The following is a 22,703-nucleotide window of genomic DNA, read 5'->3' on the forward strand; positions in this document are numbered from 1 at the left end:
GCTGGGAAAGCGGCCAATTGGCCGGTTCCAGCGGCCCAGCCGACAGGAGGTATGCCGCGGGGCCGAGCCGCGCGGCATACCCCGGTCCCAGGGTGAGCTCAGGCGGCGACGGGCAGGCCCGCCTCGCGCCATGCGCGGAACCCGCCCACGACATCCGTGCTGCGGTGGATCCCCAGGCGCAGCAAGGCATCCGCGGCCAGCGACGAGGTGAAGCCTTCCTGGCACAGGACGAGGATGCGGGCGTCGAACGACGCGACCTCGAGGCGCGCGTCGTGCCGGGGGTCGAACCGCCACTCGAGCACGTTGCGCTCGACGACGAGGACGCCGAGGTGGGGCGCCACCTCGCCCTCGACGAGGCGCTGGGCCGCCGGTCGGATGTCGACCAGGATGGCCCGCCCGTAGAGCACCTCCTGGTAGGCGGCGCGCACGCTCACCCGGTCCAGCCGGCTGCGGGCGTCACCCAGCTGGTCGTCGATGCCGGCGTAGGTCGGCGCGTCCCAGCCGCGCCCGGCCGGCGACGCGCTGGTCGCGGTCGGGTCGCTGAACAGCCGGGTCTCCCAGTGGACGGAGGGTGCCGCCGTGGTGCTGGGCGCGACGGCGGTCACCACTGCTCTCCCGCCCGCTCGATCCCGGTCTGCTTCAGGCGCCCGTCGAGCAGGGCGTACCGGGTCATCCCGCGCAGCGAGGGGGAGTAGACGTGCACGGACAGGGCCGGCCGGTCGCCGAGGTTGGCGACGTTGTGGACGTGGTGCGGCCCGAACGTCCGGCCCTCGCCCTCCCAGAGGTAGCGGTCGTGGGCGGTGTTCCCCGACCAGGACTGCTCGGCGAGCTCGCCCTTGACGGTGAGGAAGGCGCCCTCCGACTGGAGGTGGTCGTGCCACCCGGTGCTGGCGCCGACGGGCCAGCTGATCAGCCAGATCTCGAGGTGGTCGGTCGCGTCGAGGCGCTGCCAGCTGCGCTCGGTGGCCTCGGGGTCGACCAGGCGGTCGAGGTCGGGGTCGGTGGCGAAGAGCCGTGCGGTGCGCAGCAGCTGGCTACGGGTGAAGCGGTTGACGCCGGGAGTCCCGGCGGTGGTGATGGCGGTCATGGAACTGCTCCTGTTCAGTGGACTGGGTGTCGGAATGTGCGGTGTGGCAACACATTCGGGGACACACAGAGCCCTGGGTCAGGTGCAGGTCGAGGTGGATGCGGTGGTATGCCGCGTGGCTGGCAAGAGTGGTGCTCATGGGTTCGTCTCCGGTGCGGTGGGGCGCTCGCTCAGATGGAGCGCCGGGCTGGTGCGGGGCTGGGATCAGGCGCAGCAGCAACACCGCATGACGCCGCAGCACATGGAAGCCATGTGCGTGGCGGTCACCGCGGTGGTCGAAGACATGCCACCAGTGGAGCACGACGGGGCGGGACTCGTCCACGGAGTCGCCCAGCCGTCTCGCAGACCGGACGAAACGCGGACGAACGGGGGATCAGTCGACGTCCGGCGTGGGGAAGCGCGACTCCTGCCGGGGTGAGGCGAAGGTCCGCTGCCCGATCACCAGCTGGCCGGCCACGTAGCCGAGGCCGCACCCGACGCCGATGATCGCCACTGCCGGTGACGCGGCGCCGGCCGCATCGGCCACCAGGGCACCGAGCGTCCCGGCGACGATCGCGTTGACGACGGTCAGGAAGATGCTGGTGCTCCCAGCGATGTGGCTCAGGGTCGAGCGCGGCCAGCCCATCAGGTAGGTCTCCATCAGGCCCTTCTGGTCGTCGTGGGCCGAGGTGACCAGGTACGGCGCGATGCCCGGGTCGAGGTCGAGGTAGGCCGCGCGGAGCCGGTTCATGCCGAGGACGGTCGAGGCGTCGTCGATGCTGGCGTTGACCACCCGGATCTGGGTCAGGGTGCCCATGACGAGCACGGCCGCTGCGAGTCCGATCGCCATCACCCGGAAGGCGGTGTCGAACCCGGAGGCCTGGGCGAAGAGCGCGAGCACCACGAGCGAAGCCGAGGACACGGTGAGGTGGATGGTGATCCGGCTCATCACCTCGGACCAGGTCATGCTGCGCGTGGCCAGCAGGCTCCAGTGCTCGGTGGCGAGGATCTGCGCGCGGACCCCGTCGGGGACGCCCTGCGGCGGGGGTGCTTCCGATGGCGACACGGTCATGCTGGGCCTCCTGCCGACGACTCGTCCGGCCAGTGTGCTCCGCCGGGTGCCCGCTCGTCAGCAGGTCGTGACCGACGGTCAGAGGAAGATGTTCCAGCCCTTGCCGATGACGCCGCGGTAGCTGAAGCCCGCCCGGTTGTTGCCGTGGTAGAGCCGCAGGTCTCCCTTGGCGTCGACGGTGAGGAGGTCAGGACCGCCGCCGTCGAAGTCGGCGACGAAGGCCGCCCGCACCGAGCCCCAGCCGCTGCCGATCCGCTTCCCCGCTGCGGCGAACCCACCCTTGCCGTTACCCGCGTACAGCCAGAGCGTGCCGTCGGACTTGATCGCCATCAGGTCGTTGCGTCCGTCGCCGGTCTGGTCGCCCGCGCCGAACACTTGGGTGAACACGTTCCAGCCGCCGCCGATCCGGACGCCCGGGTAGAGGCCGGCCGTCTGCGACCGGTAGGGGTAGTAGTAGAGGTCGCCGCCGTCGGTGATGCCCATGACGTCGGGGTAGCCGTCGGTGCCGAAGTCGCCGGACGTGAACACCTTGTCGAACTTGTCCCAGCCGGAGCCCACCGGTGCCCAGGACGAGAACGTTCCTTGGCGTGTCGCGTCGTAGCGTCGGAGGGCGCCGCCGTAGGTGACCGCCCACGCGTCGGGCAGCAGGCCACCCTCCCGAGGACCCACCCGGGGGAGGACCAGTCGGTTCACCTGCCACCCGGCTCCGATGACCTTGCCGGTGGACGCGAAGCCCCCGCGCCCGTTGCCGGGGTAGTAGAGCAGCTTGCCGTCGTGGTTGACGGCCAGGATGTCGGTCTTCCCGTCGTCGCCGAAGTCTCCCGGCGACAGGATGCGCAGCCCGAAGGCGCGCGGGGTGCCGGAGACCGAGCGTCCGGCCCCAGTGCCCACAGCGTTCTTCGCGCGGACCGTGAACGTGTAGCGGGTCTTGTTGGTCAACCCCGTGATGGCCACGGACCTGGCAGCGCCGCTCGTCGTGAGTACCTTGCCCGAGGGGCTGACGGTCACGGTGAAGCCGGTGATCGGGGCGCCGTTGTCACCGGCGTCGTCCCACTGGACCTTGGCCGAGGACGGGCCTGACGTGACGGCAGCCCACGTGGGAGCGGTCGGCACCTTCGCCAGCCGGACCACGCGGCGCGAGAAGTCGAAGCTGTGGATGCTCGAACCGCCCGGGAGGTCGAGGAGGCCCCCACGGTGATAGGTCGCTGAGCGCCCCACTGCGTCCGTGACGCGGAGGGAGGCGAGCTCGTAGTCCCCGATGCTCTTCATCGGGGACGGGTTGGCTGTACCGGTGAGGGCCCCCGACAACGGTGCGTCGAGGTTGGTCAGGGTGAAGGAGTCCCCCTGGGGCGTGCTGAACGTCGCCGCGATGCTCCTGAGCGGGCCACTGGCGTCGGTCGTGGTGTACGGCAGGGACACCGTGCCCCCGAAGGTGGCCACCGGCGTGGGAAGGCCCAGACTGGTCAGGACGGGGGGTTCGAAGTCGGCCGGGGACCCCGAGACGGTGAAGGACAGGGCCGTGAGGTCGACGTCGTGGGTGCCCCAGACCCCATCGCGGTACGCCCTACCGTCGGGGTAGAAGTTCGAGCTGTTGCCGAACTGGTCGACCACGACGACCGACGTCACGGCATACGTGCCGTTGGCCCAGGTGTTCGGGACCGTGGTGGTCGCAGTGCCCGAGCTCGGCAGGTCGGAGTCCGTCAGCTTGGAGACCCGTACGAACGTCGAGAAGTTGGCGGTCTTGTTCTGGTAGTAGACGGTCACGGCGCGCAGGAGGTGCTGCTCGTCCGTCCCATAGCCGACGGACACCTGGTCGCCCACGGTGACTGTCGAGTCGGTGACGGAGGCGGAGGTCAACAGCGCTGACGTCCAGTCGGCTAGCGAGCCGGTCAGGGTGAGGTCACCTTGGGCGAGTACCAAGGCATGGGTCGCCGGCCCGGTGGCGCCCGCGGAGTAGCCGACCGTGCCGCTGCGGAAGGCGGTGGAGGTGTTGCCGGCTGGGTCCTTGAGCCGCACCAGGGTGAGGGCGTAGGTCCCGTTCGCGGAACCGTCCGGCAGGCTGACGTGGACGGTGCCCGAGGTCGGCACGGCACTGGTCGCGTGGGCCGTGTAGATGACGGTGGCGTACTGGAACTGGAACTCGACCGACGCGAGGGTCCCGGCCGCCTCCGTCGCTGCGTAGGCCACGGTGACGTCCTGGCCGGGCCCGACGGCGCGGGGGGAGACCGAGAAGGAGGTCAGCACGGGCGCGTCGGTGTCGGCGGCCTGGGCAGTCGGCGCGGAGACGGCGAGCACGCCGACGAGCACGGCGAACGCGGTGGCTCCACTCAGGACATGGCGCCAGGTCGGCAGAGAGCTCACGGTTGGTCCCCCCAAGAGATGTCGTGTGGCGGCATGAGTGTAAGGCCCCGGAGCCGTGGGTCGGGGCGCTTCAACGAACCGACTGGCGCTCAGGCTGCGGTGGTGGCCCTCCCGGTGAGCCGCCGGCTGATGAGCGAGCCCCACGCCGCAGCGAAGACGAACATGAACAACGAGTAGACCGCGGCCGGGATGGAGATCTCGGTGGCCTCCAGGACCTCGACCGCCACGAAGATGGCGAGGGTCGCGTTGTGCACCCCGATCTCCATCGACGAGGCGATCGCCTGACCCTCGACGATGCCGAGCGCCTTCGGGATGACGTACCCGGAGACGAGGCTGGCGGCGCAGAACAGGGCGGCGACCAGACCGACGTCGGCGAGGTAGTCGGCGACGTTCTCGCGCTGGTCGAGCAGGATGCCGACGACCAGCACGGCCAGGATCACGGCCGACGCGATCCGCACACCCTTGTCGGTGCGGGCCGCGAAGGCGGGGGCCTTGGCGCGCACCGCCATCCCGATGGCGACGGGGACCAGGACGATGGCGAACACCTCGAGGACCTTGCCGAACTGCAGGCTCACGGTGTCGGACTGGTCGTAGTGCGCGATCGCGAGGTTGGTGATGATCGGCAGGCTGACGATCGCGATGATCGAGTTGATCGCGGTCAGCGTCACGTTGAGCGCGACGTCGCCCCGGAACAGGTGGCTGAAGAGGTTGGCGCTGGTGCCGCCGGGCGAGGCGGCGAGCAGCATCATGCCGATGGCCAGGAGCGGGGGCAGGTCGAAGAGCTTGACCAGCCCGAAGCAGACGGCGGGCAGCAGGAGGAGCTGGCAGGCGAGGGCGACCGCGACGGCCCGCGGGTGGCGGCCCACCCTGCGGAAGTCGTCGGGCGTCAGCGAGAGGCCGAGCCCGAACATGATGATGGCCAGGGCGACGGGCAGCCCCACGGTGGTCAGCGCTGAGTCCATGACCGGACTGTAGGGGCCGCGCGCTGCAGATGGGGCTGGGTTCGCCGAGTCACGCCGTCGTGCTGGCCGGCACCTCTTCCCGGTCGACCTCGGCGCCCCTGAGCTTGCGGGGCCAGGCGCTGAACCCGCCGAGGAGTGCGAGCAGGGCGGGGACCAGGACCGCGCGCACCACCAGGGCGTCGATCAGGACTCCCAGCCCCATGACGAACGCCAGCTCGCGGAACTGGCGGAGCGGGACGAGGGCGAGCATGCCGAAGCTCGCCGCGAGGGTGATGCCAGCGGCCGTGATGGCGCCGGAGGTCTCCGGCACGCGTTCGGCGATGGCCTTGCGCATGGTGGTCTGCTTGGCCCGGGTCCAGACGTGACCGACCCCGTAGATGTTGTAGTCGGACCCGAGGGACAGCAGCAGGACCGAGGCGGCGAACGGCACGTAGAAGGCCACCCCTTCGTGGCCCAGCCGGTCCTGGAAGACCAGCGTGAGGCAACCCAGCGATGCGGCGAGGGCGAGCACGCTGCACGCGAGCAGCAGCACCGGGGCGACGAAGGCCCGCAGGAAGACCATCAGCAGGACCAGGTTGACGAGCAGCACCGCGACGGCAATGCGCTGCAGGTCGGCGTTGGTCGCGGCCACGAGCTCGCTCGCCACGGCCGTGTCGCCGGCGAGGCCGTAGCGGGCGTCACCCAGTCCCGCCCGCTGCAGCAGGTCGGGCATGGCCGCAGACACCCGGTTGAGGTCGCGGATCGCGGTGGGCCCCAACGGATCGTGGTCGAGGACCACGATGAGACGAGCCGCGTCGCCGTTCTTGGTCACCAGCGCCCCGGCCACCACCTCGTCGGGGAGGGCCTCTGGGCTCAGCACCCCCGCAATGCCCTTCTGTTCCGCGAGCTCCTTGCCCAGGCGGGTGAGCTTGTCCCGGTCGCCCCCGACCTTGCTGCCTTGCAGCAGCAGCTCGGTCGGCGCGACGATGCCGGGCGCGAACCCGGACGCGGCGGCCTGCGCCGCCCGCTGCGGCGCGCTGTCGGAAGGGAGGGACGCCGCGAAGGAGACGCCCAGGTGCAGGCGTCCTGCGTCGGTGGCCAGGGTCGCGAGCCCGAGCACGCACGCTCCACCGAGGACCAGCGCCACCACCCGCACCGTCAGCAGCCGGGCGGCGGCCCGTGCGAGGGGGAGCGTGGTGTTCCGACTGGGCCGGCTGGGCCAGAACAGCGCGCGACCGAAGATCGCCATCAGCGCCGGGATCAGGGTCAGCGAGACGACGACCGCGGACAGCACGGACAGCGAGAGCACGGGACCAAAGGCGCGGAAGAAGCCCGACTTGGCCACGAGCATCGCCGCGCTGCCTGCCGCGACCGCGATCCCGGCGACCAGCACGATCCGACCGGTCTGGGTGGCCGAGGCCTTGGCCGCCTCGACCTTGTCCAGGCCGTCCTCGAGACCGGTGCGCATGCTGGAGAGGTAGAAGATCGCGTAGTCCGTCACGATGCCCAGCACCAGCGCCAGCACGAGCGGTTTCAGCTCCTCGGGTGCCCCGCCCTCGATGAACCCGCCGGCGTAGTTGGTGACGCGAACGGCCAGGAAGTACGACGCCGCAGCGGTCACCAACGCCACGAGCGGCGCGACGATCGAACGGAACTTGAGGGCCACGATCCCGATCACCACGACGAGCGTGGCGCACTCGAGGAGCAGCAGGTGGCCGTAGAGGATGTCCGACTGCGCCAGCTGGGCGGGGACCGTCCCCGTGACCCCGACGTAGTGGTCGTCGGGCTGGTTCACGTGCTCCCGGGCGAACCTCTTCGCGGCAGCGACCTCGTCGCCGAACGTGGTGCCCGGCTTGGTGAAGACGTAGCTCAGGGCGGTGGTGTCCCGCTCCGACGACGACGGGAAGACGGCCTCGGCGTTGCCGATCGGCACGACCGCCACGATCGGGCCGACGTCTCCCGCGGTGTGCTTCGCCACGGCCACCGCCCGCTCCACGGCGCGCTGCTGCGCGGCCTGCGACAGACCGTCCTCGTCGCGCTGCACCAGCAGGGTGCGCGACAGGATGGGGAACCCGAAGGCCTTGGCCGACGTCGTCTCCGTCGCGATGGCGCGGCTGTTGGGCGGCGCGAAACCGCCGAGGTCGGCGTTGGACGTGCTTGCCGGAAGCCAGAGGGCCGCAGCGACGAGGACGACCGCCCACCCGGCCACCAGGAACCAGCGGAACGTGACCACGAGCCACGCGAACAGCCTGGCGAGACCGCCGGCCTCGGACTTGCGCCACGACCTCATTGACCAGCCTCTCGTGTGATGGAGAAGGCATACCCCAGATCTCGGTCGCGCACACCTTTGATGTCGAACGCCTCGCCGGGGGTGCTGAGCTCCGGCCGGCCGCCGTTCGATCGGAACGTCGTCAGGCTACGGCCCTGTGGACGAACCAGACGTAGGCCGCGACAGCGAGTCCAACGCTGGCCACGGTGACGATGCCCAGGGGAACCAGCGTCATTGAGCCGCCGAGGCCGACCAGTGGCGCGGTCAGGGCGCCGGCCGCGAACCGGGTGACGCCGAGGATGGATGACGCGGTGCCGGCGAACTGCGGGTAGTCGGCCAGGGCCAGCGATGTCGCCGGCGGAGAGACCGCCGCCGCGCCCGCTGCAACTGCGAAGAACGACGCGATCGCGCACGGCAGCGGCAGGTGGGTCACGGCCGTCGCCAGGAGCCCGCCAGCCCCCGCCGCCATGATGCCGAGACCGACGATGAAGGCCAGTCTCTCCGACCAGTGCTCGGCCAGGCGCCCACCGAGGAATCCGAACCCAGCGAACCCTGCCGCGTTGAGACCGAAGACCAGGGAGTACGTCGCCGGTGGCAGCGCGTAGACGTCCTGCAGGACGAACGATGCCCCCGCAAGGTAGCCGAAGTAGGCAGCGGCTGTGAACGCGCTGGCGAGCATCGCGCCGAGGAAGACGCGGTCGCCGAGGAGGGTCCGGACGTGTCCGCCGGTGCTCCGAGCGCCCCCACTGACGCGCAGTGCGACGGGCAGGCTCTCCCGGAATCCGAGGATGACGGCGAGCAGCACGAGCCCACCGATCGCGGTGAGAACGACGAAGAATCCTCGCCACGCGAGCAGCGTCGCCAGCTGCCCTCCGACCACCGGGGCGACGATCGCAGCCAGCCCGGACAGCACGACGATCCGACCGTAGTAACGCGTCAGCTGCCGACCCACGTAGATGTCGCGGCCTGCGGCCTGCGCAATGACCAGGCCTACAGCGCCGGCCAAACCCTGGACGAAACGCAGTGCGATGAGCATCCCGACGGAACTGCTGAAGACACACAACGCCGAGGCAACCATGAAGACGACCAAGCCGGCGATCAGCGGCCGACGGCGACCGTGGCGGTCAGAGACCGGCCCCGCGACCACCTGGCCGAGCGCCAGACCGAGCAGGCACGTGGTCATGGTCAGTTGCGCGGACGACGTGCTCGCCTCCACGTCGCGGGCGAGGGCGGGCAGAACCGGAAGGTAGAGGTCCATGGAGGCTGGCCCCAAGACCGTGAGCAACGCCAGGATCGCAGGGACGCCGCGGCCCACCTCGACTGTTGCCGAGGACGTCACAGGCCCTGGGTCAACGAGGGGCGGAGTGGTTTCCACGCTCAAGACCCCATGGTCGTGGGGGTGCCGGCCGCTGGCTCGATCCGGACGAGGAAGCTGTTGCCGGCCTCGTCGATCGACGAGAGCCCACTGTCCACGACCCCGAGCCGAACCAGGCCAGGCGGGGGAACCGACTGCCCAAGGTCGTCATGGAAGATCGCGACCGTGTGGCTCGGAGCCCAGTAGTACAGCTCCCCCTCGCGGGGGTCGAACACCCGCGCCGCGCCGGACACGTCGATCGGCGCCGGCAGCCTGCCGGACTTGGCCTGACCCATCGGGTCGCCCATGGACACCCGCAACGGCAGCATCGCAGCAAACGCTCGCGCTGCCGGAGTGTCATCAAGGCTGACCACCGCCCGTCCGGCGGGGACACGCAAGAAGACGTCGCCCGTTCTGGGAACGCGGCTGACGCTTGCGTCGGTCGGCAGAGCCGGGACGGCGGGAAGTGTCGACCCGGAGGGAGCGGGGCCGCTCAGGGTCCAGCACGCCAGCAACGCGACCACGGACGCGGGGACCAATGCTGCGCCCGCCACCAGGCGGGGTTGGCGTCGGGGTCGTCGGGTGCTGGTCATGTCCCAAGGAGACCGTCGGCGCGACGCCTGGAAAAGTCACTGATGATGGGTGTACCGACAGGGCATCCCTCATCGTCACTCGCGGTCGTACCGTGGTCGACGTGGACAACCGAGCCGAAGTCCGCGAGTTCCTGACCTCGCGGCGAGCCAAGATCACCCCCGAGAAGGCGGGCGTGCCCCAGGCTGGGCAGCGCCGGGTACCAGGCCTGCGCCGCAGCGAGGTGGCCGCACTGGCCGGGATGAGCGTCGAGTACTACGCCAAGCTCGAACGCGGCGCACTTGGGGGCGTGTCTGCGGGTGTCCTCGACGCGATCGGCCGCGCGCTGCAGCTCGACGATGCCGAGCGCCGCCACCTGTTCATGCTTGCCCAAGCTGCCGACGGCACCACGGCAGCCATGCGCCCCCGCCGACGTAGCCCCGCCCAGTGGGCGCTCCCGCCGAGCCTGCAGTGGGTGCTGGACTCCATCACCACCGGACCGGCGATCGTCGGCAACAACCGGTCCGACTTGCTCGCCGCCAACCACCTGGGGCGAGCTCTGTATGTCGACGTGTACACCGACCCAACCCGTCCGCCGAACCTGGCTCGGTTCGCGTTCCTCGACGCCGCCGCCCATCGGCTCTACCCCGACTGGGAACACATGGCCGACATCACCGTCGCCAACCTGCGCACCGCGGCGGGGCAGGACCCCCACGACAGGGCCCTTCAGGACCTCATCGGGGAGCTGTCCACGCGAAGTGACGACTTTCGACGCCGGTGGGGTACACACAACGTCCGGACGCATGCTGGTGGCACCAAGCACTACCACCACCACGTCGTCGGCGACCTCGAGCTGGCCTACGAGTCGATGGACCTGCGCTCCGGGGCCGGTCTGAGCATGACCATCTACAGTGCGGAACCGGGATCGCCCACGGCGCAGGCCCTTTCACTGCTTGCCTCGTGGGCAGCGACGCAGCAGGAAGCCAGCGTCGGGCGCACGTGACCGGCGTCAGCCGCTCACGATGACGACCAGCTTCCGGGGGCCGTGGACTCCTTCGACCCGGTCGAGCTCGATGTCGCTGGTGGCGGACGGGCCGCTGATGAAGGTGAGCGGGCGGTGGGGGTCGACACGCTGCAGGCCCTCGGGGACGGTCTGCACCACGTCGCTGACGCGGACGACGCAGACGTGGGTGTCGGGCACGAGGGTGATGGCTCGTCGTCCGCACAGCTCGCCGCCGTCGAGGACGATGGTGCCGGTCTCGGCGATGGTCACGACGGATCCGGTGACGACGGCGGGGATGCGGTCGAGCGCCCTGGCGTCGAGCGACCCGTCGTCCACGACGACGTCGGCCAGCCAGCCGGTCCATTCCCGGGGCGTGCCGGGCGGCGTGACGGCCTGGCCGATCTCCCGGGAGGCCAGCGCGTCAGCAACGGCCCGGCCGATCGAGTCGTCGTCCTCCGCGCCGATCCGGACCACGGTGGCGCGGTAGTCCTCGAGCCGGTCGACGAGCTGCAGGACGAGCTCTGGTGCCCCGGCGGCATACTCACCGTGCTGGCGGTAGGCGCGCGGGACCGGCGGCGCCGTGGGGTCGGCACCGAGGGCCCCGCGGATGCGGCTCAGCACCTCGTCGCGGGCGGTCCCTGCCGTCGTCATGAGGAGGCTCCCCGGGTGCGGGCCCACCAGTCGCGGAACGACTCGGCCGCCGGGGCGGGTGCGTCGCGCGAGGCGGTCCAGCCGTTCAGCGGCGGCGGCAGCGGGATGCGTGGCTTCCCTCGACGTATGCCGTGTCGCGCCACGGCGGCGGCGCGACCGGCTTTCGCGAAGCGGCCCTCGTCGGCCATCAACCAGGCGGCGGCCTTCATCGCGGCGGCCTCGGGGCTGGGTAGGCGATGGGTGTCGGCGTGGGCCTCGGTGTGCTCGGCGCGCAGCTGGACGAGCATGTCCGGGATGTTGATCTTGACCGGGCAGACGTCGTAGCAGGCGCCGCAGAGGCTGGAGGCGTAGGGAAGCGAGTCGTTGGGGTCGTCGCCGCCGGTGAGCCCGGTCAGCAGGGGGCTGAGGATGGCGCCGATCGGCCCGGGGTAGACCGAGCCGTAGGCGTGGCCGCCGGTGCGTTCGTAGACAGGGCACACGTTGAGGCAGGCCGAGCAGCGGATGCAGTGCAGGGCGGTCCGGCCGAGCTCGTCGGCCAGGGCCCGGGTGCGGCCGTTGTCGAGGAGGACGAGGTGGAAGTCCTGGGGCCCGTCGCCGGGGACCACGCCGGTCCAGGTCGAGGTGTAGGGGTTCATCCGCTCGCCGGTGGAGGACCGGGGGAGCAGCTGGAGGAAGACCTCGAGGTCGCGCCAGGTCGGGACGACCTTCTCGATCCCCATCACCGTGATGAGGGTGGTGGGCAGGGTGAGGCACATGCGTCCGTTGCCCTCGGACTCGACCACGGTCAGGGTGCCGGTCTCGGCCACCCCGAAGTTGGCGCCGGACACGGCCACCTTGGCGCGCAGAAACACCTCACGCAGGTGGGTCCGTGCGGCGGCAGCGAGCACCGCTGGCTCGTCGGTCAGCAAGGGGTCGACGCCGGGCATCTCGCGGGCGAAGATCTCGCGGATCTCGGCTCGGCCGCGGTGGATCGCGGGCACGAGGATGTGCGACGGCTTGTCGTGGCCGAGCTGGACGATCAGCTCGGCGAGGTCGGTCTCGTGGGCGGTGATCCCCGCGGCCTCGAGGGCCTCGTTGAGCCCGATCTCCTGGGTGGCCATCGACTTGACCTTGACGACCTCGTCGGCGCCGGTGGCGCGGACCAGGTCGGTCACGATCCGGTTGGCCTCGGCGGCGTCGCGGGCCCAGTGCACCGTGCCGCCGCGGGCCATGACGTTGGCCTCGAGCTGCTCGAGCAGCTCGGGCAGCCGGGCCATGGTGTCGGCCTTGATCGCCGACCCGGCGTCGCGCAGCGCCTCCCAGTCGGGCACCTCGGCCACCACGCTCGCGCGCTTGGCCCGGATGGTGGAGGTCGCGTGGGCGAGGTTGCGCCGCAGCTGGGTGTTGGCCAACGCGTCGTGGGCCGCAGCCGGGAACGACCGGTCCCCGGTGAGGTGACCCACGGCGGGGTCGGCGGCCGGCCCACGGACCCGGCCACCCGGCATACCCAGAAAGGTCGTCACGCCGTGCTCGCGAGGATCTCGGCGAGGTGCACGGACCGGACGCCGGTCTTGAGGCGGGAGAGGCCGCCGCCGATGTGCATCAGGCAGGAGGCGTCGCCCGCGGTGACCACCTCCGCCTTGGTCGTGAGCACCGAGGACATCTTGTCGGCGAGCATCGCAGTGGAGGTCTCGGCGTTCTTGATCGAGAAGGTGCCCCCGAAGCCGCAGCACACGTCGGCGGCCGGCAGCTCGACCAGGTCGATGCCACGAACCGCCCGCAGGAGCTGCAACGGAGCCTCGCCGACCCCCAGCAGCCGCAGCGAGTGGCAGGTGGGGTGGTAGGTGACGCGGTGGGGATAGGAGGCTCCGACGTCGGTGACCCCGAGCACGTCGACGAGCAGCTGGGACAGCTCGAACGTCTGTGCTGCAACGGCTTCCGCGCGGACGGCGAGCGCCTCGTCGCCGGCACGGCGGGCGAGGGCGGCGTGCTGGTGGCGGACCGACCCGGCACACGACCCGGACGGCGCCACGATGGCTTCGCAGCCGTCTGCGAGGGCCTGCTCGAACACCTCGACGTGGTGGCGCACCAGGCCCACGGCGTCGCGCTGGTAGCCGGTGTTGGTGTGCATCTGGCCGCAGCAGGTCTGCGCCTGGGGAAAGACCACCTCGTGGCCCAGGCGCTCGAGCACCGTGACCGTCGCGCGGCCCACGTCGGGGAAGAGGACGTCACCCAGGCAGGTGACGAACAGGGCGACCTTCATCAGGCAGTCCTGCGGACCGCTGCGGACGAGGCGCGGGCGACGAGCTCCGGCTGGAAGACCACGTGCTCGTGGTGGTGGTCGTCGCCCCGCTCCGCCTCGTCCATGAGCAGCCGGGCTGCCGTGCGCCCCAGCAGCTGGCGGGGCTGCGCCACGGTGGTGAGGGGGACCGCCGCCGCGGCGGCGTACTCGATGTCGTCGTAGCCCACGATGGCCACGTCGTCAGGGACCCGCACCCCGAGCTGGACCAGGTGTTGCAGGAGACCGAGGGCGAGCAGGTCGTTGGCGCAGAACACGCTGGTGGGCCGGCCACTCCGCGGCAGCCCGAGGAGCCGCTCCCCGGCCCGTCTGCCGTCGGCGATGGTCAGGGCGTCGGTCTGGATGAGGCTCAGGTCGTCGGCGCTGAGGCCGGCGGTCTCCATCGCCCGACGGGCCCCGGTGAGGCGGTCCGTCACCTGGGGGATCTCCAGGGGCCCGCCGATGAACGCGATCTTGCGGTGACCGGACTCCAGCAGGTGGCTGATGGCCAGCTCCCCCCCGCTCACGTCGTCGACGCCGACGGTGCACCAGTCGTGGCCGTCCTGTGGCGCCCGGTCGACGAGGACGACGGGCACCCCCTGCTCGCGCAGTCGGGTCAGTCGCGGGTTCGAGTAGTCCATCGCGGTGATGAGCACCCCGCGCACCCGCAGCTGGGTGAGCTGCTCGAGGTACTGGTCCTCGCGGTCGGCGTCCAGGTCGCTGTTGCACAGGAACAGCGAGAGGTGCTCGGTCTTGGCGACCTCCTCGATCCCTCGCGTCACATCGGTGAAGAACGGGTTCGAGGCATCGAGGACGAGGTAGGCCAGGGTGTCGCTGCGGCCCGCCGCGAGCTGTCGCGCCGAGGCGTTGGGCACGAAACCGAGCCGGGCGATGGCCGTCTCGACCTTGGCGCGCGTGGTCGGACGGACGGCAGCAGGACGGTTGAGCACGTTCGACACGGTGCCGACGGACACACCCGCCGCTGCGGCGACGTCCTTGATGCTGGCCGATGCCATCTGCGCTCCTATCCGTCCATGCACGGTACCGGGACGCCCTCTCATTGTTGCGGTGGGGAGGAGTCGGTGGGGTCAGGAAGGCACATAGACACGCACCTCCTGGGTCTCCCGCAGGGCGGCGCGGAGCTCCTCGAGGCTGTCCGGTGCGGCACCGTGGGTGCGTGCCTGGACCAGGACGTTGCCGAGCGCCGTGGCCTCGACCGGCCCGCCGGTGACCGGCGTGCCGGAGAGGTCGGCCGTGAGCTGGCACAGGAGGGCGTTCTGTGACCCGCCGCCGACGATGTGGATGACGTCGATGCCGTGGGCCAGCTCGCTCGCCCGGCCCAGAGTGCTTGCGTATGCCGCGGCGAGCGAGTCGAGGATGCACCGCACCGTGGCAGCGGGTCCGGTGGGGGGAGTGCCGCCCTTGTGGGTCACGGCGGCGGCGATCCGCTGCGGCATCCGTCCGGGCGGGATGAGCTCGGGGTCGTCGACGTCGATGGTCGGGCCGCCGCTGGGGAGGGTCTCGGCCTCGGTGAGGAGCGAGGCGAGGTCGTGGTTGGTGCCCTCGTCGGCCCAGGTCCGCAGCGACTCCTGGAGCAGCCACAGGCCGCCGACGTTGCGCAGGTACCGGACCCGGCCGTCGACACCACCTTCGTTGGTGAAGTTCGCGTGCTGGCTCTCCGCGGTCAGCACCGGCTTGTCGAGCTCCAGCCCGGCCAGGGACCAGGTGCCACTGGAGACGTAGCCGAAGCGCCGGCTGGTCGCGGGGACCGCGACGACGGCCGAGGCGGTGTCGTGCGACCCGACCGTGGTGACCACGACCCGGTCAGCCAGACCGGTGGCGCGGCTGACACGTGGGAGCAGCCGACCGCGGACCTCGCCCGGCTGGTCGATCTCCGGAAGCAGCTGCGGAGGCAGGTCGAGCAGCTCAAGCAGCGCGGCCGACCAGTCCCCGGTGGAGACGTCGAGCAGCCCGGTGGTTGAGGCGTTGGTGGCTTCGGTGCGGAGCTGGCCCGTGAGCCAGTAGGCCAACAGGTCCGGCAGGAGGACGACGTGGGCGGTCTTGTCCCACAACGGGGAGCGCTTCTCCGCTTCGAGCTGGTAGAGGGTGTTGAAGGGCAGGTACTGGAGGCCGTTGACGGCATACAGCTGGTCCGGGGTGATCCGGTCGTGCACGCGTTCGATGACGCTGTCGGTGCGGCTGTCGCGGTAGGAGATGGGTTCGGCGAGGAGCCGGCCGTGGGCGTCGAGCAGGCCGTAGTCGACGGCCCAGGTGTCGATGCCGATGGACTCGACCTCGGGGAACTGGGCTGCCAGTGCGGTCAGGCCGGTCATGACCTCGGCGAACAGGCCCGTGAGGTTCCACCTCAGGTGACCACCCTGCATCGCCGCCCCGTTGGCAAAGCGATGCAGGGTGTGCAACTGGGTCCGCCCGCTCGATGGGTCGACGACGCCCGCCATCACGCGCCCACCGGAGGCGCCGATGTCGATGGCGCCGAACACCCTTGCCGCCATGGTCTAGCGCAGGAAGGCGTTGGCGACGCCCGAGTCGACGGGGATGTGCAGGCCGGTGGTGTGGCTGAGCTCGTCGGACGTCAGGACCGCAGCGGCGTTGGCGACGTGCTCGGGCAGGACCTCGCGCCCGAGCAGGGTGCGCTTGGCGTAGTAGGCGCCGAGCTCTTCCTCGGGGACGCCGTAGACCTCGGCGCGCTTGGCGCCCCAGCCGCCGGCGAAGATGCCGCTGCCGCGGACGACGCCGTCGGGGTTGATGCCGTTGACCTTGATGCCGTGCTCGCCGAGCTCGGCAGCGAGCAGCCGCACCTGGTGGGCCTGGTCGGCCTTGACCGCGGAGTAGGCGATGTTGTTGGGGCCGGCGAAGACCGAGTTCTTGGAGGAGATGTAGAGGATGTCGCCGCCGAGCTTCTGGGCGATCATCGCGCCGGCGGCGGACTTGGAGGCGAGGAAGCTGCCCTTGGCCATGACGTCGTGCTGCAGGTCCCAGTCGGCCTCGGTGGTCTCGAGCAGGGGTTTGGAGATGGACAGTCCGGCGTTGTTGACCAGCAGGTCGAGCCCGCCGAAGGCCAGGAGCGTGGCGTCGACGGCGGCCTGGACGGCGGCGGCGTCGGTGACGTTCGCCTGCACCCCGATGGCGACGTCGGCGTTGCCGAGCTCGGCTGCGGCCTCCTGGGCCTTGGCGAGGTCGAGGTCGGCGATGACGACGCAGGCGCCCTCGGCGGCCAGGCGGGTTGCGATGGCCTTGCCGATGCCGGAGGCGGCGCCGGTGACGAGGGCGATCCGACCAGCGTGCGAGCGGGGCTTGGGCAGGCGGGCGAGCTTGGCCTCCTCGAGGGCCCAGTACTCGATCCGGAACTTCTCGGACTCGTCGATGGGGGCGTAGGTGGAGACCGACTCGGCGCCGCGCATGACGTTGATGGCGTTGGTGTAGAACTCGCCGGCGACGCGGGCGGTCTGCTTGTCCTTGCCGTAGGAGAACATCCCCACGCCGGGCACGAGGACGATGGCCGGGTCGGCGCCGCGGATCGCGGGGGAGTCCGCGGTGGCGTTCCGGTCGTAGTAGCCCTGGTAGTCCTCCCGGTATGCCGCGTGCAGCTCGCCGAGCCGGGCGACGATCTCCTCGACCGTTGCGTCAGTGGGGAGGTCGACCACCAGGGGCTTGACCTTGGTGCGCAGGAAGTGGTCGGGGCAGGAGGTGCCGAGCTCGGCGAGGGGGGCGAGCTTCTCGCTGGCCAGGAACTCGAGGACGACAGCACTGTCGGTGAAGTGGCCGACCATCGCCTTGTCCTGCGAGGCGACCGCGCGCAGGTGTGGCGCGAGGGCCGCGGCCTTGGCGCGCCGCTCGGACTCCGGTAGGGCGGCATACCCGGGCACCTGCGGGCCGAAGGGCTCGGGCTTGCCGTGCTCGTCGAGGTAGGCCTGCGCGGTCTGGATGATCCACAGCGAGTTGGCCTCGGCCTCCGCGCTGGTGTCGCCCCACGCGGTCACGCCGTGCCCGCCGAGGATGGTGCCGACGGCCTGCGGGTTGGCCGCCTTGATGGCCGCGATGTCGAGCCCGAGCTGGAAGCCGGGGCGCCGCCAGGGCACCCAGACCACCTTGTCGCCGTAGATCTCCTTGGTGAGCTGCTCGCCGTCCTTGGCGGTGGCGATGGCGATGCCGCTGTCGGGGTGCAGGTGGTCCACGTGCGCTGCGTCGACGAGCCCGTGCATGGCCGTGTCGATCGAGGGAGCTGCGCCGCCCTTGCCGTGCAGGCAGTAGTCGAAGGCGGCGACCATCTCGTCCTCACGGTCGACGCCGGGGTAGACCTTGACGAGGGAACGCATCCGATCCAGGCGAAGGACGGCCAGACCGGACTCGGTCAGGGTGCCGAGGTCACCGCCGGAGCCCTTCACCCACAGCAGCTCGACCTGCTCGCCGGTCACCGGGTCGGTCTCGGACCCCTTGGCGGAGGTGTTGCCACCCGCGTAGTTGGTGTTCCTCGGGTCGGCACCCAGCCGGTTGGAGCGGGCGATCAGGTCGGCAACGGCGTTGTTGGTCATCGGGGTTCTTTCTCGGTCGAACGGGAGGACGTGGGGAGAGCCAGGGAGGGGGAGTGGGGCTCAGGCGCCCCAGCCGGCTTGCGTGCCGCCGACGCGGTCGGCGGCGATGTGGTCCTGGTAGCCACTCGCGGCGTAGGCCTTCATGGGGTCGGCGGGCAGCCCGCGGGTGACGCGCCAGTCGGCGAGGTCTGCGCGGACGTCGGTGTAGAAGGCGTCCATGAGGATGCCGTTGGCGCCCAGCACGTCGCCCGCGCGCTCGGCCTCGCGCAGCGCGGCACGGTCGACGAGCAGGGCCCGAGCGGTCATCTCCTGGACGTTGAGGACCGAGCGGATCTGACCGGGGATCTTGTCCTCGACGTTGTGGCACTGGTCGAGCATGAACGCGACGTCGCTGTCCTCGCCGTAGCCGCCGCCGCGGATCACCTCGTAGAGGATCCGGAACAGCTGGAACGGGTCGGCCGCGCCGACGATGAGGTCGTCGTCGGCGTAGAAGCGCGAGTTGAAGTCGAACGAGCCCAGCCGGCCCAGCCGCAGGAGCTGGGCGACGATGAACTCGATGTTGGTGCCGGGTGCGTGGTGGCCGGTGTCGAGGCAGACCGTGGCGCGCTCGCCGAGGGCGAGGCAGTGGACCAGGGAGGTGCCCCAGTCGGGGACGTCGGTCGCGTAGAACGCCGGCTCGAAGAACTTGTACTCCAGGACCAGTCGCTGGTCCTGGCCGAGTCGCGTGTAGACCTGCGCGAGCGAGTCGGCGAGCCGGTCCTGGCGGTCGCGCAGGTCACCCTGGCCCGGGTAGTTGGTGCCGTCGGCGAGCCAGATCTTCAGGTCTCGGCTGCCGGTGACGTCCATGATGTCGATGCACTCGAGCTGGTGGGCGATCGCCTTCGCCCGGATCCGCTCGTCGACGTGGGTCAGGCTGCCGAACTTGTAGTCGTCGTCCTGGAAGGTGTTGGAGTTGATCGTCCCGAGGCGCACCCCGAGGTCCTCGGCGACCCGGCCGAGCTTGTCGTAGTCGTCGACCTTGTCCCAGGGGATGTGCAGGGCGACCGAGGGCGCGAGCCCGGTGAGCCGGTGCACCTGGGCCGCGTCCGCCAGCTTCTCCTCGACCGTGCGCGGCGTGCCCGGGGTGGTGAAGACCTTGAAGCGCGTGCCCGAGTTGCCGAACGCCCAGGAGGGCAGCTCGATCGCCTGTTGGGCGAGGCTGTCCGCGATGTCGGCGAAGGTGTTCATGCCTGACCGTCCGTTCATGAGTGCAAATGAAGCGCTTCAGTTGCATGGAGTAAACAGCAAGAAGCGACGCGCGTCAACGCCGAGCTCGGGAACGCCCTGCAGGAGGAGCGCTGGGGTTGGAAGTCTTGATATCAAGGCAATTCACAGCAGAAACAAATAGAGGGAGAATGGTTGACAGGTCCAGGCGGCGCCCCTACCTTGGAGCCACGTCAGGAAATGAAGCGATTCAAAACACGACGTGAGACCAACGCGGATACGCGCCCCAATGCTGTGGAGGTACCCATGAAGATTTCCCGTTCAAAGTTCGCGGCCACCGTCGTTGCTGCAACTGCCGTCGTGTCGCTCGCTGCCTGTGGCGGCGGTGGGGATGCGGCCTCGTCCGGCAAGACGACGATCACGCTGCTCACCGACAACGCGGAGACGACGGTGAAGCCGGCCAAGGCGATCGCCGAGGCCTTCGAGAAGGCCAACCCGACCATCACCGTCAAGCTGGAGTCCCGACCCGGCGGCGCCGATGGCGACAACCTGGTCAAGACCAAGCTGTCGACCGGCGACATGGCAGACGTGTTCTGGTACAACTCCGGTTCGCTCCTGCAGGCGCTCAGCCCGGCGAAGAACCTGGTCGACCTGACCGGCGACCCTGCCCTCAAGGACACCGACCCGGCGTTCCTGCCGACGGTCACGCAGAACGGCAAGGTCTACGGTGCTCCCGTGGGCACCGTGATGGGTGGCGGGATCCTCTACAACAAGGAGGTCTACTCCAAGCTCGGCCTGTCGGTCCCCAAGACGTGGGCGGAGTTCGAGTCGAACAGCGACAAGATCAAGGCCGCCGGGCTCACCGCGGTGGTGGGCAGCTTCAAGGACACCTGGACGTCCCAGCTGTTCGTGCTCGGCGACTTCCACAACGTCGCTTCGGCCAACCCCAGCTTCGCTGCCGACTACACCGCGAACAAGGTCAAGTACGCGACGGATCCGACGGCGGTGAAGGGCTTCGAGAAGACCGCAGAGGCGAAGGCCAGGGGCTGGCTCAACAAGAGTGCCGGCTCGACGACCTTCGACCAGGGCATGAAGCTGCTGGCCAGTGGCAAGGCGGGCCAGTACCCGCTGCTCACCTTCCCGGTCGGCACGCTGTCGAAGGAGGACGCCGCCAAGATCGGCTTCTTCGGGATCCCGGGTGACGACGCGAGCAAGAACGGCGCCACCATCTGGCCCGGCAACGGTCAGTACATCCCCAAGACCAGCAAGAACATCGACGCTGCCAAGAAGTTCATCGCCTTCGTGGCCTCGCCCGCCGGCTCCGAGGTGTACTCCTCCGCAGCCCCGCCCACCGGCCCGTACATGGTGACCGGATCGAAGGTGCCCGCTGACGCACCGCCGGTCGCCCAGGACCTCCAGGCCTACATCGACGCCAAGGCGACGACCCCGGCCCTCGAGTTCCTGTCGCCGGTGAAGGGCCCGTCGCTGGAGCAGATCACCGTCGCCGTCGAGACCGGCCAGACCTCGGGCAAGGACGGTGCCGCCCAGTACGACGCCGACGTGACCAAGCAGGCCAAGCAGCTGGGACTGCCGGGATGGTAACCAGCGTCACCCCGAGCCAGACTCGGACGACCGGCCCCCGCGGTGACGCGGGGGCCGGTCGGCCCACCCGGAAGCAGGCCCGGTCCGGTGGCGCCCGCAACCTCCGCGCCCGGACCTACTCCTACTGGTTCTACGCGCCCGCAGCGGTGATCTATGGGCTGATCTTCCTGGTGCCGACCGTGATCGCCTTCTACTACTCCCTCACTCGCTGGACCCTGTTCGACTCAGAGTTCATCGGGCTGGACAACTTCAGGCAGTTCTTCTCCGAGCAGTCATTGGTCAGCGGCCTCAAGAACACGCTGATCTACGCGGTCCTCACCAGTGGCCTCAAGGTGGTGCTCGGCATGCTCTTCGCGGTCCTGCTGACCGGCCCGATCCGCTCGCGTGGCCTCCTGCGCTCGGTCGTGTTCTTCCCCGTCCTCGTGAGCACCGTGGCCGTGGGCATCACGTTCAGCGTGCTGCTGCAGCCGGACTTCGGCCTCGTCGCCACCGTCCTGAGCAAGGTCGGCATCACCTCGCCCGACTGGCTCGGTGACCCCAGCCTCGCCCTGCTGTCCGTGGCCCTCGTCGACGTGTGGAAGGGCGTGGGACTCGCGACGCTGATCTACATCGCGGGCATCCTCGCCATCCCCAAGGACTACTACGAGGCCGTCGACGTCGACGGCGGCAATGCCTGGACCAAGTTCCGGAACATCACCCTCCCGCTCGCCCGCCCGGCGACCTTCACCGTCATCCTCCTGTCCCTGATCGGAGGCCTCCGGTCGTTCGACCTCATCTGGACGATGACCGGGGGCGGGCCCGGGTTCAGCAGCGACGTGATCGCGTCGGTGATCTACAAGCAGTACCAAGCCGGCTTCTACGGCTTGGCCACGGCGGGCAACGTCGTCCTCTTCGTCATGGTGTCCCTGATCATCTTCCCGCTGTTCCGGTACTTCAACTCGAAGGAGGTGGAGTCATGAGGACGAAAACCCTGAGAAGCGTCTCGCTGGAAGTCGTGGCCATCCTGGTCGCCCTGGTCGTGTTCGTCGTTCCGTTCGTGTTCATGTTCCTCACCGCGTCCAAGGACGAGTTCGAGTCGGCCGACCTGAAGTTCTCGCTGCCCACCGACTGGGCTGTCGTCGACAACATCAAGGAGGCCTTCGCAGCTCGGGACGGGATGCTGCTCACGGCCTTCAAGAACAGCACCATCCTCACCGTCGTCTCGGTGGCCATCCTCGTGGTGCTGTGCTCGATGGTCGGCTACGTCATCCAGCGCCGTCCTGGGCGGGTGGCGAACCTCGCCAACATCCTGGTCATCTCCGGGCTGATCATCCCGCCGGCCGTCGTGCCGACCATCTGGGTCCTGCAGCAGATGCACCTGTTCAAGACCCTGCCCGGGCTGATCCTGGTCGAGGTCGCCTACCAGATGGCGTTCTGCGTGCTGCTCTTCCGCGCCTTCGTCGCCGCCATCCCCCGGGAGCTGGACGAGGCAGCCATGATCGACGGGTGCACGGGGCTGAACCTGTTCTTCCGCGTGATCTTCCCGCTCCTTCGGCCAGTCACGATCACGGTGATCCTCACGAGCTCGGTCTTCATCTACAGCGACTTCGTCAACCCGCTGTACTTCCTGCCCGGTGACGAGAACGCCACGGTGCAGCTCACGCTGTTCAACTTCCTCAGCCAGTTCAGCACGCAGTACAACCTGCTCTTCATGGACATCGTGCTCGTCACGCTGCCTCCGCTGGTCCTCTTCATCTTCTTCAACCGCAAGATCGTCGCCGGAATGACGTCCGGCGCCGTCAAGGGCTGACGCCCTTCGGCG

General features: G+C 69.9%; 19 protein-coding genes. 4 read left to right on the forward strand and 15 right to left on the reverse strand.

The annotated features are described in order from the left end of the window. Positions 1 to 98: 98 nt before the first annotated feature. The 8 genes from ASG95_RS07105 to ASG95_RS22200 form a co-directional block, all read right to left on the reverse strand. Positions 99 to 605: a rhodanese-like domain-containing protein gene (locus tag ASG95_RS07105; protein WP_235543540.1), complete on the reverse strand. Its 507-nt coding sequence runs from the start codon at positions 603 to 605 to the stop codon at positions 99 to 101. Next, positions 602 to 1,087, reverse strand: coding sequence for a cysteine dioxygenase family protein (locus ASG95_RS07110; RefSeq protein ID WP_057377005.1), 486 nt, complete (start codon positions 1,085 to 1,087; stop codon positions 602 to 604). Before ASG95_RS07110 ends, ASG95_RS07105 begins: the two co-directional genes overlap by 4 nt. A gap of 373 nt (positions 1,088 to 1,460) precedes the next feature. Next, positions 1,461 to 2,138, reverse strand: coding sequence for a hypothetical protein (locus ASG95_RS07115; RefSeq protein ID WP_057377006.1), 678 nt, complete (start codon positions 2,136 to 2,138; stop codon positions 1,461 to 1,463). A gap of 78 nt (positions 2,139 to 2,216) precedes the next feature. Beyond that, positions 2,217 to 4,499, reverse strand: a complete 2,283-nt coding sequence (locus tag ASG95_RS07120; RefSeq protein WP_157581785.1) for an FG-GAP-like repeat-containing protein — start codon at positions 4,497 to 4,499, stop codon at positions 2,217 to 2,219. Positions 4,500 to 4,588: 89 nt separating this feature from the next. Beyond that, on the reverse strand, positions 4,589 to 5,461 hold the full coding sequence (locus tag ASG95_RS07125; protein ID WP_057377008.1) for a bile acid:sodium symporter family protein: 873 nt from the start codon (positions 5,459 to 5,461) through the stop codon (positions 4,589 to 4,591). A 49-nt stretch (positions 5,462 to 5,510) separates the two neighbouring features. Next, positions 5,511 to 7,730, reverse strand: a complete 2,220-nt coding sequence (locus tag ASG95_RS07130) for an MMPL family transporter (RefSeq protein WP_057377009.1) — start codon at positions 7,728 to 7,730, stop codon at positions 5,511 to 5,513. A 121-nt stretch (positions 7,731 to 7,851) separates the two neighbouring features. Beyond that, positions 7,852 to 9,084 carry a multidrug effflux MFS transporter gene (locus tag ASG95_RS07135; protein WP_369820360.1) on the reverse strand — a complete coding sequence of 411 codons (1,233 nt, stop codon included), beginning with the start codon at positions 9,082 to 9,084 and terminating at the stop codon, positions 7,852 to 7,854. 2 nt (positions 9,085 to 9,086) lie between these two features. Next, positions 9,087 to 9,656, reverse strand: a complete 570-nt coding sequence (locus tag ASG95_RS22200) for a cyclophilin-like fold protein (RefSeq protein WP_255358320.1) — start codon at positions 9,654 to 9,656, stop codon at positions 9,087 to 9,089. Positions 9,657 to 9,757: 101 nt separating this feature from the next. Here ASG95_RS22200 and ASG95_RS07145 point away from each other — a divergent pair, with 101 nt between their 5' ends. Beyond that, complete coding sequence (locus tag ASG95_RS07145) at positions 9,758 to 10,636, forward strand: helix-turn-helix transcriptional regulator (RefSeq protein WP_057378790.1); 879 nt, start codon at positions 9,758 to 9,760, stop codon at positions 10,634 to 10,636. A 6-nt stretch (positions 10,637 to 10,642) separates the two neighbouring features. Here ASG95_RS07145 and ASG95_RS07150 read toward each other — a convergent pair whose 3' ends face one another. The 7 genes from ASG95_RS07150 to rhaI all read right to left on the reverse strand — a co-directional run bounded on the left by ASG95_RS07150 (position 10,643) and on the right by rhaI (position 19,324). After that, on the reverse strand, positions 10,643 to 11,287 hold the full coding sequence (locus ASG95_RS07150) for an LUD domain-containing protein (protein WP_057377012.1): 645 nt from the start codon (positions 11,285 to 11,287) through the stop codon (positions 10,643 to 10,645). Then, positions 11,284 to 12,789, reverse strand: a complete 1,506-nt coding sequence (locus tag ASG95_RS07155; protein WP_369820361.1) for a lactate utilization protein B — start codon at positions 12,787 to 12,789, stop codon at positions 11,284 to 11,286. The genes ASG95_RS07150 and ASG95_RS07155 overlap by 4 nt, the downstream gene beginning before the upstream one ends. Continuing rightward, positions 12,786 to 13,529: a (Fe-S)-binding protein gene (locus ASG95_RS07160; protein ID WP_057377014.1), complete on the reverse strand. Its 744-nt coding sequence runs from the start codon at positions 13,527 to 13,529 to the stop codon at positions 12,786 to 12,788. The genes ASG95_RS07155 and ASG95_RS07160 overlap by 4 nt, the downstream gene beginning before the upstream one ends. Beyond that, positions 13,529 to 14,560: a LacI family DNA-binding transcriptional regulator gene (locus ASG95_RS07165; protein ID WP_157581789.1), complete on the reverse strand. Its 1,032-nt coding sequence runs from the start codon at positions 14,558 to 14,560 to the stop codon at positions 13,529 to 13,531. The genes ASG95_RS07160 and ASG95_RS07165 overlap by 1 nt, the downstream gene beginning before the upstream one ends. Before the next feature lie 72 nt (positions 14,561 to 14,632). Then, positions 14,633 to 16,057, reverse strand: coding sequence for a rhamnulokinase family protein (locus tag ASG95_RS07170; protein ID WP_057377016.1), 1,425 nt, complete (start codon positions 16,055 to 16,057; stop codon positions 14,633 to 14,635). Between the two features lie 3 nt (positions 16,058 to 16,060). Next, on the reverse strand, positions 16,061 to 18,097 hold the full coding sequence (locus tag ASG95_RS07175) for a bifunctional rhamnulose-1-phosphate aldolase/short-chain dehydrogenase (protein WP_057377017.1): 2,037 nt from the start codon (positions 18,095 to 18,097) through the stop codon (positions 16,061 to 16,063). 60 nt (positions 18,098 to 18,157) lie between these two features. Further along, positions 18,158 to 19,324, reverse strand: a complete 1,167-nt coding sequence (rhaI, locus tag ASG95_RS07180; RefSeq protein ID WP_057377018.1) for an L-rhamnose isomerase — start codon at positions 19,322 to 19,324, stop codon at positions 18,158 to 18,160. A gap of 282 nt (positions 19,325 to 19,606) precedes the next feature. Here rhaI and ASG95_RS07185 point away from each other — a divergent pair, with 282 nt between their 5' ends. From ASG95_RS07185 to ASG95_RS07195, 3 genes are read left to right on the forward strand one after another with little or no spacing between them, the layout of a single operon-like run. Next, on the forward strand, positions 19,607 to 20,902 hold the full coding sequence (locus ASG95_RS07185; RefSeq protein WP_057377019.1) for an ABC transporter substrate-binding protein: 1,296 nt from the start codon (positions 19,607 to 19,609) through the stop codon (positions 20,900 to 20,902). Continuing rightward, positions 20,896 to 21,861, forward strand: a complete 966-nt coding sequence (locus tag ASG95_RS07190) for a carbohydrate ABC transporter permease (protein ID WP_082592408.1) — start codon at positions 20,896 to 20,898, stop codon at positions 21,859 to 21,861. Before ASG95_RS07185 ends, ASG95_RS07190 begins: the two co-directional genes overlap by 7 nt. Continuing rightward, on the forward strand, positions 21,858 to 22,691 hold the full coding sequence (locus tag ASG95_RS07195; RefSeq protein ID WP_056923671.1) for a carbohydrate ABC transporter permease: 834 nt from the start codon (positions 21,858 to 21,860) through the stop codon (positions 22,689 to 22,691). The genes ASG95_RS07190 and ASG95_RS07195 overlap by 4 nt, the downstream gene beginning before the upstream one ends. The last annotated feature ends 12 nt before the right edge of the window (positions 22,692 to 22,703 follow it).

The organism is Phycicoccus sp. Soil803, from assembly GCF_001429685.1.
In the GTDB taxonomy this organism is placed as follows: domain Bacteria; phylum Actinomycetota; class Actinomycetes; order Actinomycetales; family Dermatophilaceae; genus Pedococcus.

Excerpts from the sequence above, each read along its gene's own strand:
- ASG95_RS07195 (WP_056923671.1), top strand. The coding sequence starts at position 21,858 with ATGAGGACGAAAACCCTGAGAAGCGTCTCGCTGGAAGTCGTGGCCATC.
- ASG95_RS07150 (WP_057377012.1), bottom strand. The coding sequence starts at position 11,287 with ATGACGACGGCAGGGACCGCCCGCGACGAGGTGCTGAGCCGCATCCGC.
- ASG95_RS07190 (WP_082592408.1), top strand. The coding sequence starts at position 20,896 with ATGGTAACCAGCGTCACCCCGAGCCAGACTCGGACGACCGGCCCCCGC.
- ASG95_RS07170 (WP_057377016.1), bottom strand. The coding sequence starts at position 16,057 with ATGGCGGCAAGGGTGTTCGGCGCCATCGACATCGGCGCCTCCGGTGGG.
- ASG95_RS22200 (WP_255358320.1), bottom strand. The coding sequence starts at position 9,656 with ATGACCAGCACCCGACGACCCCGACGCCAACCCCGCCTGGTGGCGGGC.
- ASG95_RS07110 (WP_057377005.1), bottom strand. The coding sequence starts at position 1,087 with ATGACCGCCATCACCACCGCCGGGACTCCCGGCGTCAACCGCTTCACC.
- ASG95_RS07125 (WP_057377008.1), bottom strand. The coding sequence starts at position 5,461 with ATGGACTCAGCGCTGACCACCGTGGGGCTGCCCGTCGCCCTGGCCATC.
- ASG95_RS07185 (WP_057377019.1), top strand. The coding sequence starts at position 19,607 with ATGAAGATTTCCCGTTCAAAGTTCGCGGCCACCGTCGTTGCTGCAACT.
- ASG95_RS07115 (WP_057377006.1), bottom strand. The coding sequence starts at position 2,138 with ATGACCGTGTCGCCATCGGAAGCACCCCCGCCGCAGGGCGTCCCCGAC.
- ASG95_RS07165 (WP_157581789.1), bottom strand. The coding sequence starts at position 14,560 with ATGGCATCGGCCAGCATCAAGGACGTCGCCGCAGCGGCGGGTGTGTCC.
- ASG95_RS07175 (WP_057377017.1), bottom strand. The coding sequence starts at position 18,097 with ATGACCAACAACGCCGTTGCCGACCTGATCGCCCGCTCCAACCGGCTG.
- rhaI (WP_057377018.1), bottom strand. The coding sequence starts at position 19,324 with ATGAACACCTTCGCCGACATCGCGGACAGCCTCGCCCAACAGGCGATC.
- ASG95_RS07130 (WP_057377009.1), bottom strand. The coding sequence starts at position 7,730 with ATGAGGTCGTGGCGCAAGTCCGAGGCCGGCGGTCTCGCCAGGCTGTTC.
- ASG95_RS07160 (WP_057377014.1), bottom strand. The coding sequence starts at position 13,529 with ATGAAGGTCGCCCTGTTCGTCACCTGCCTGGGTGACGTCCTCTTCCCC.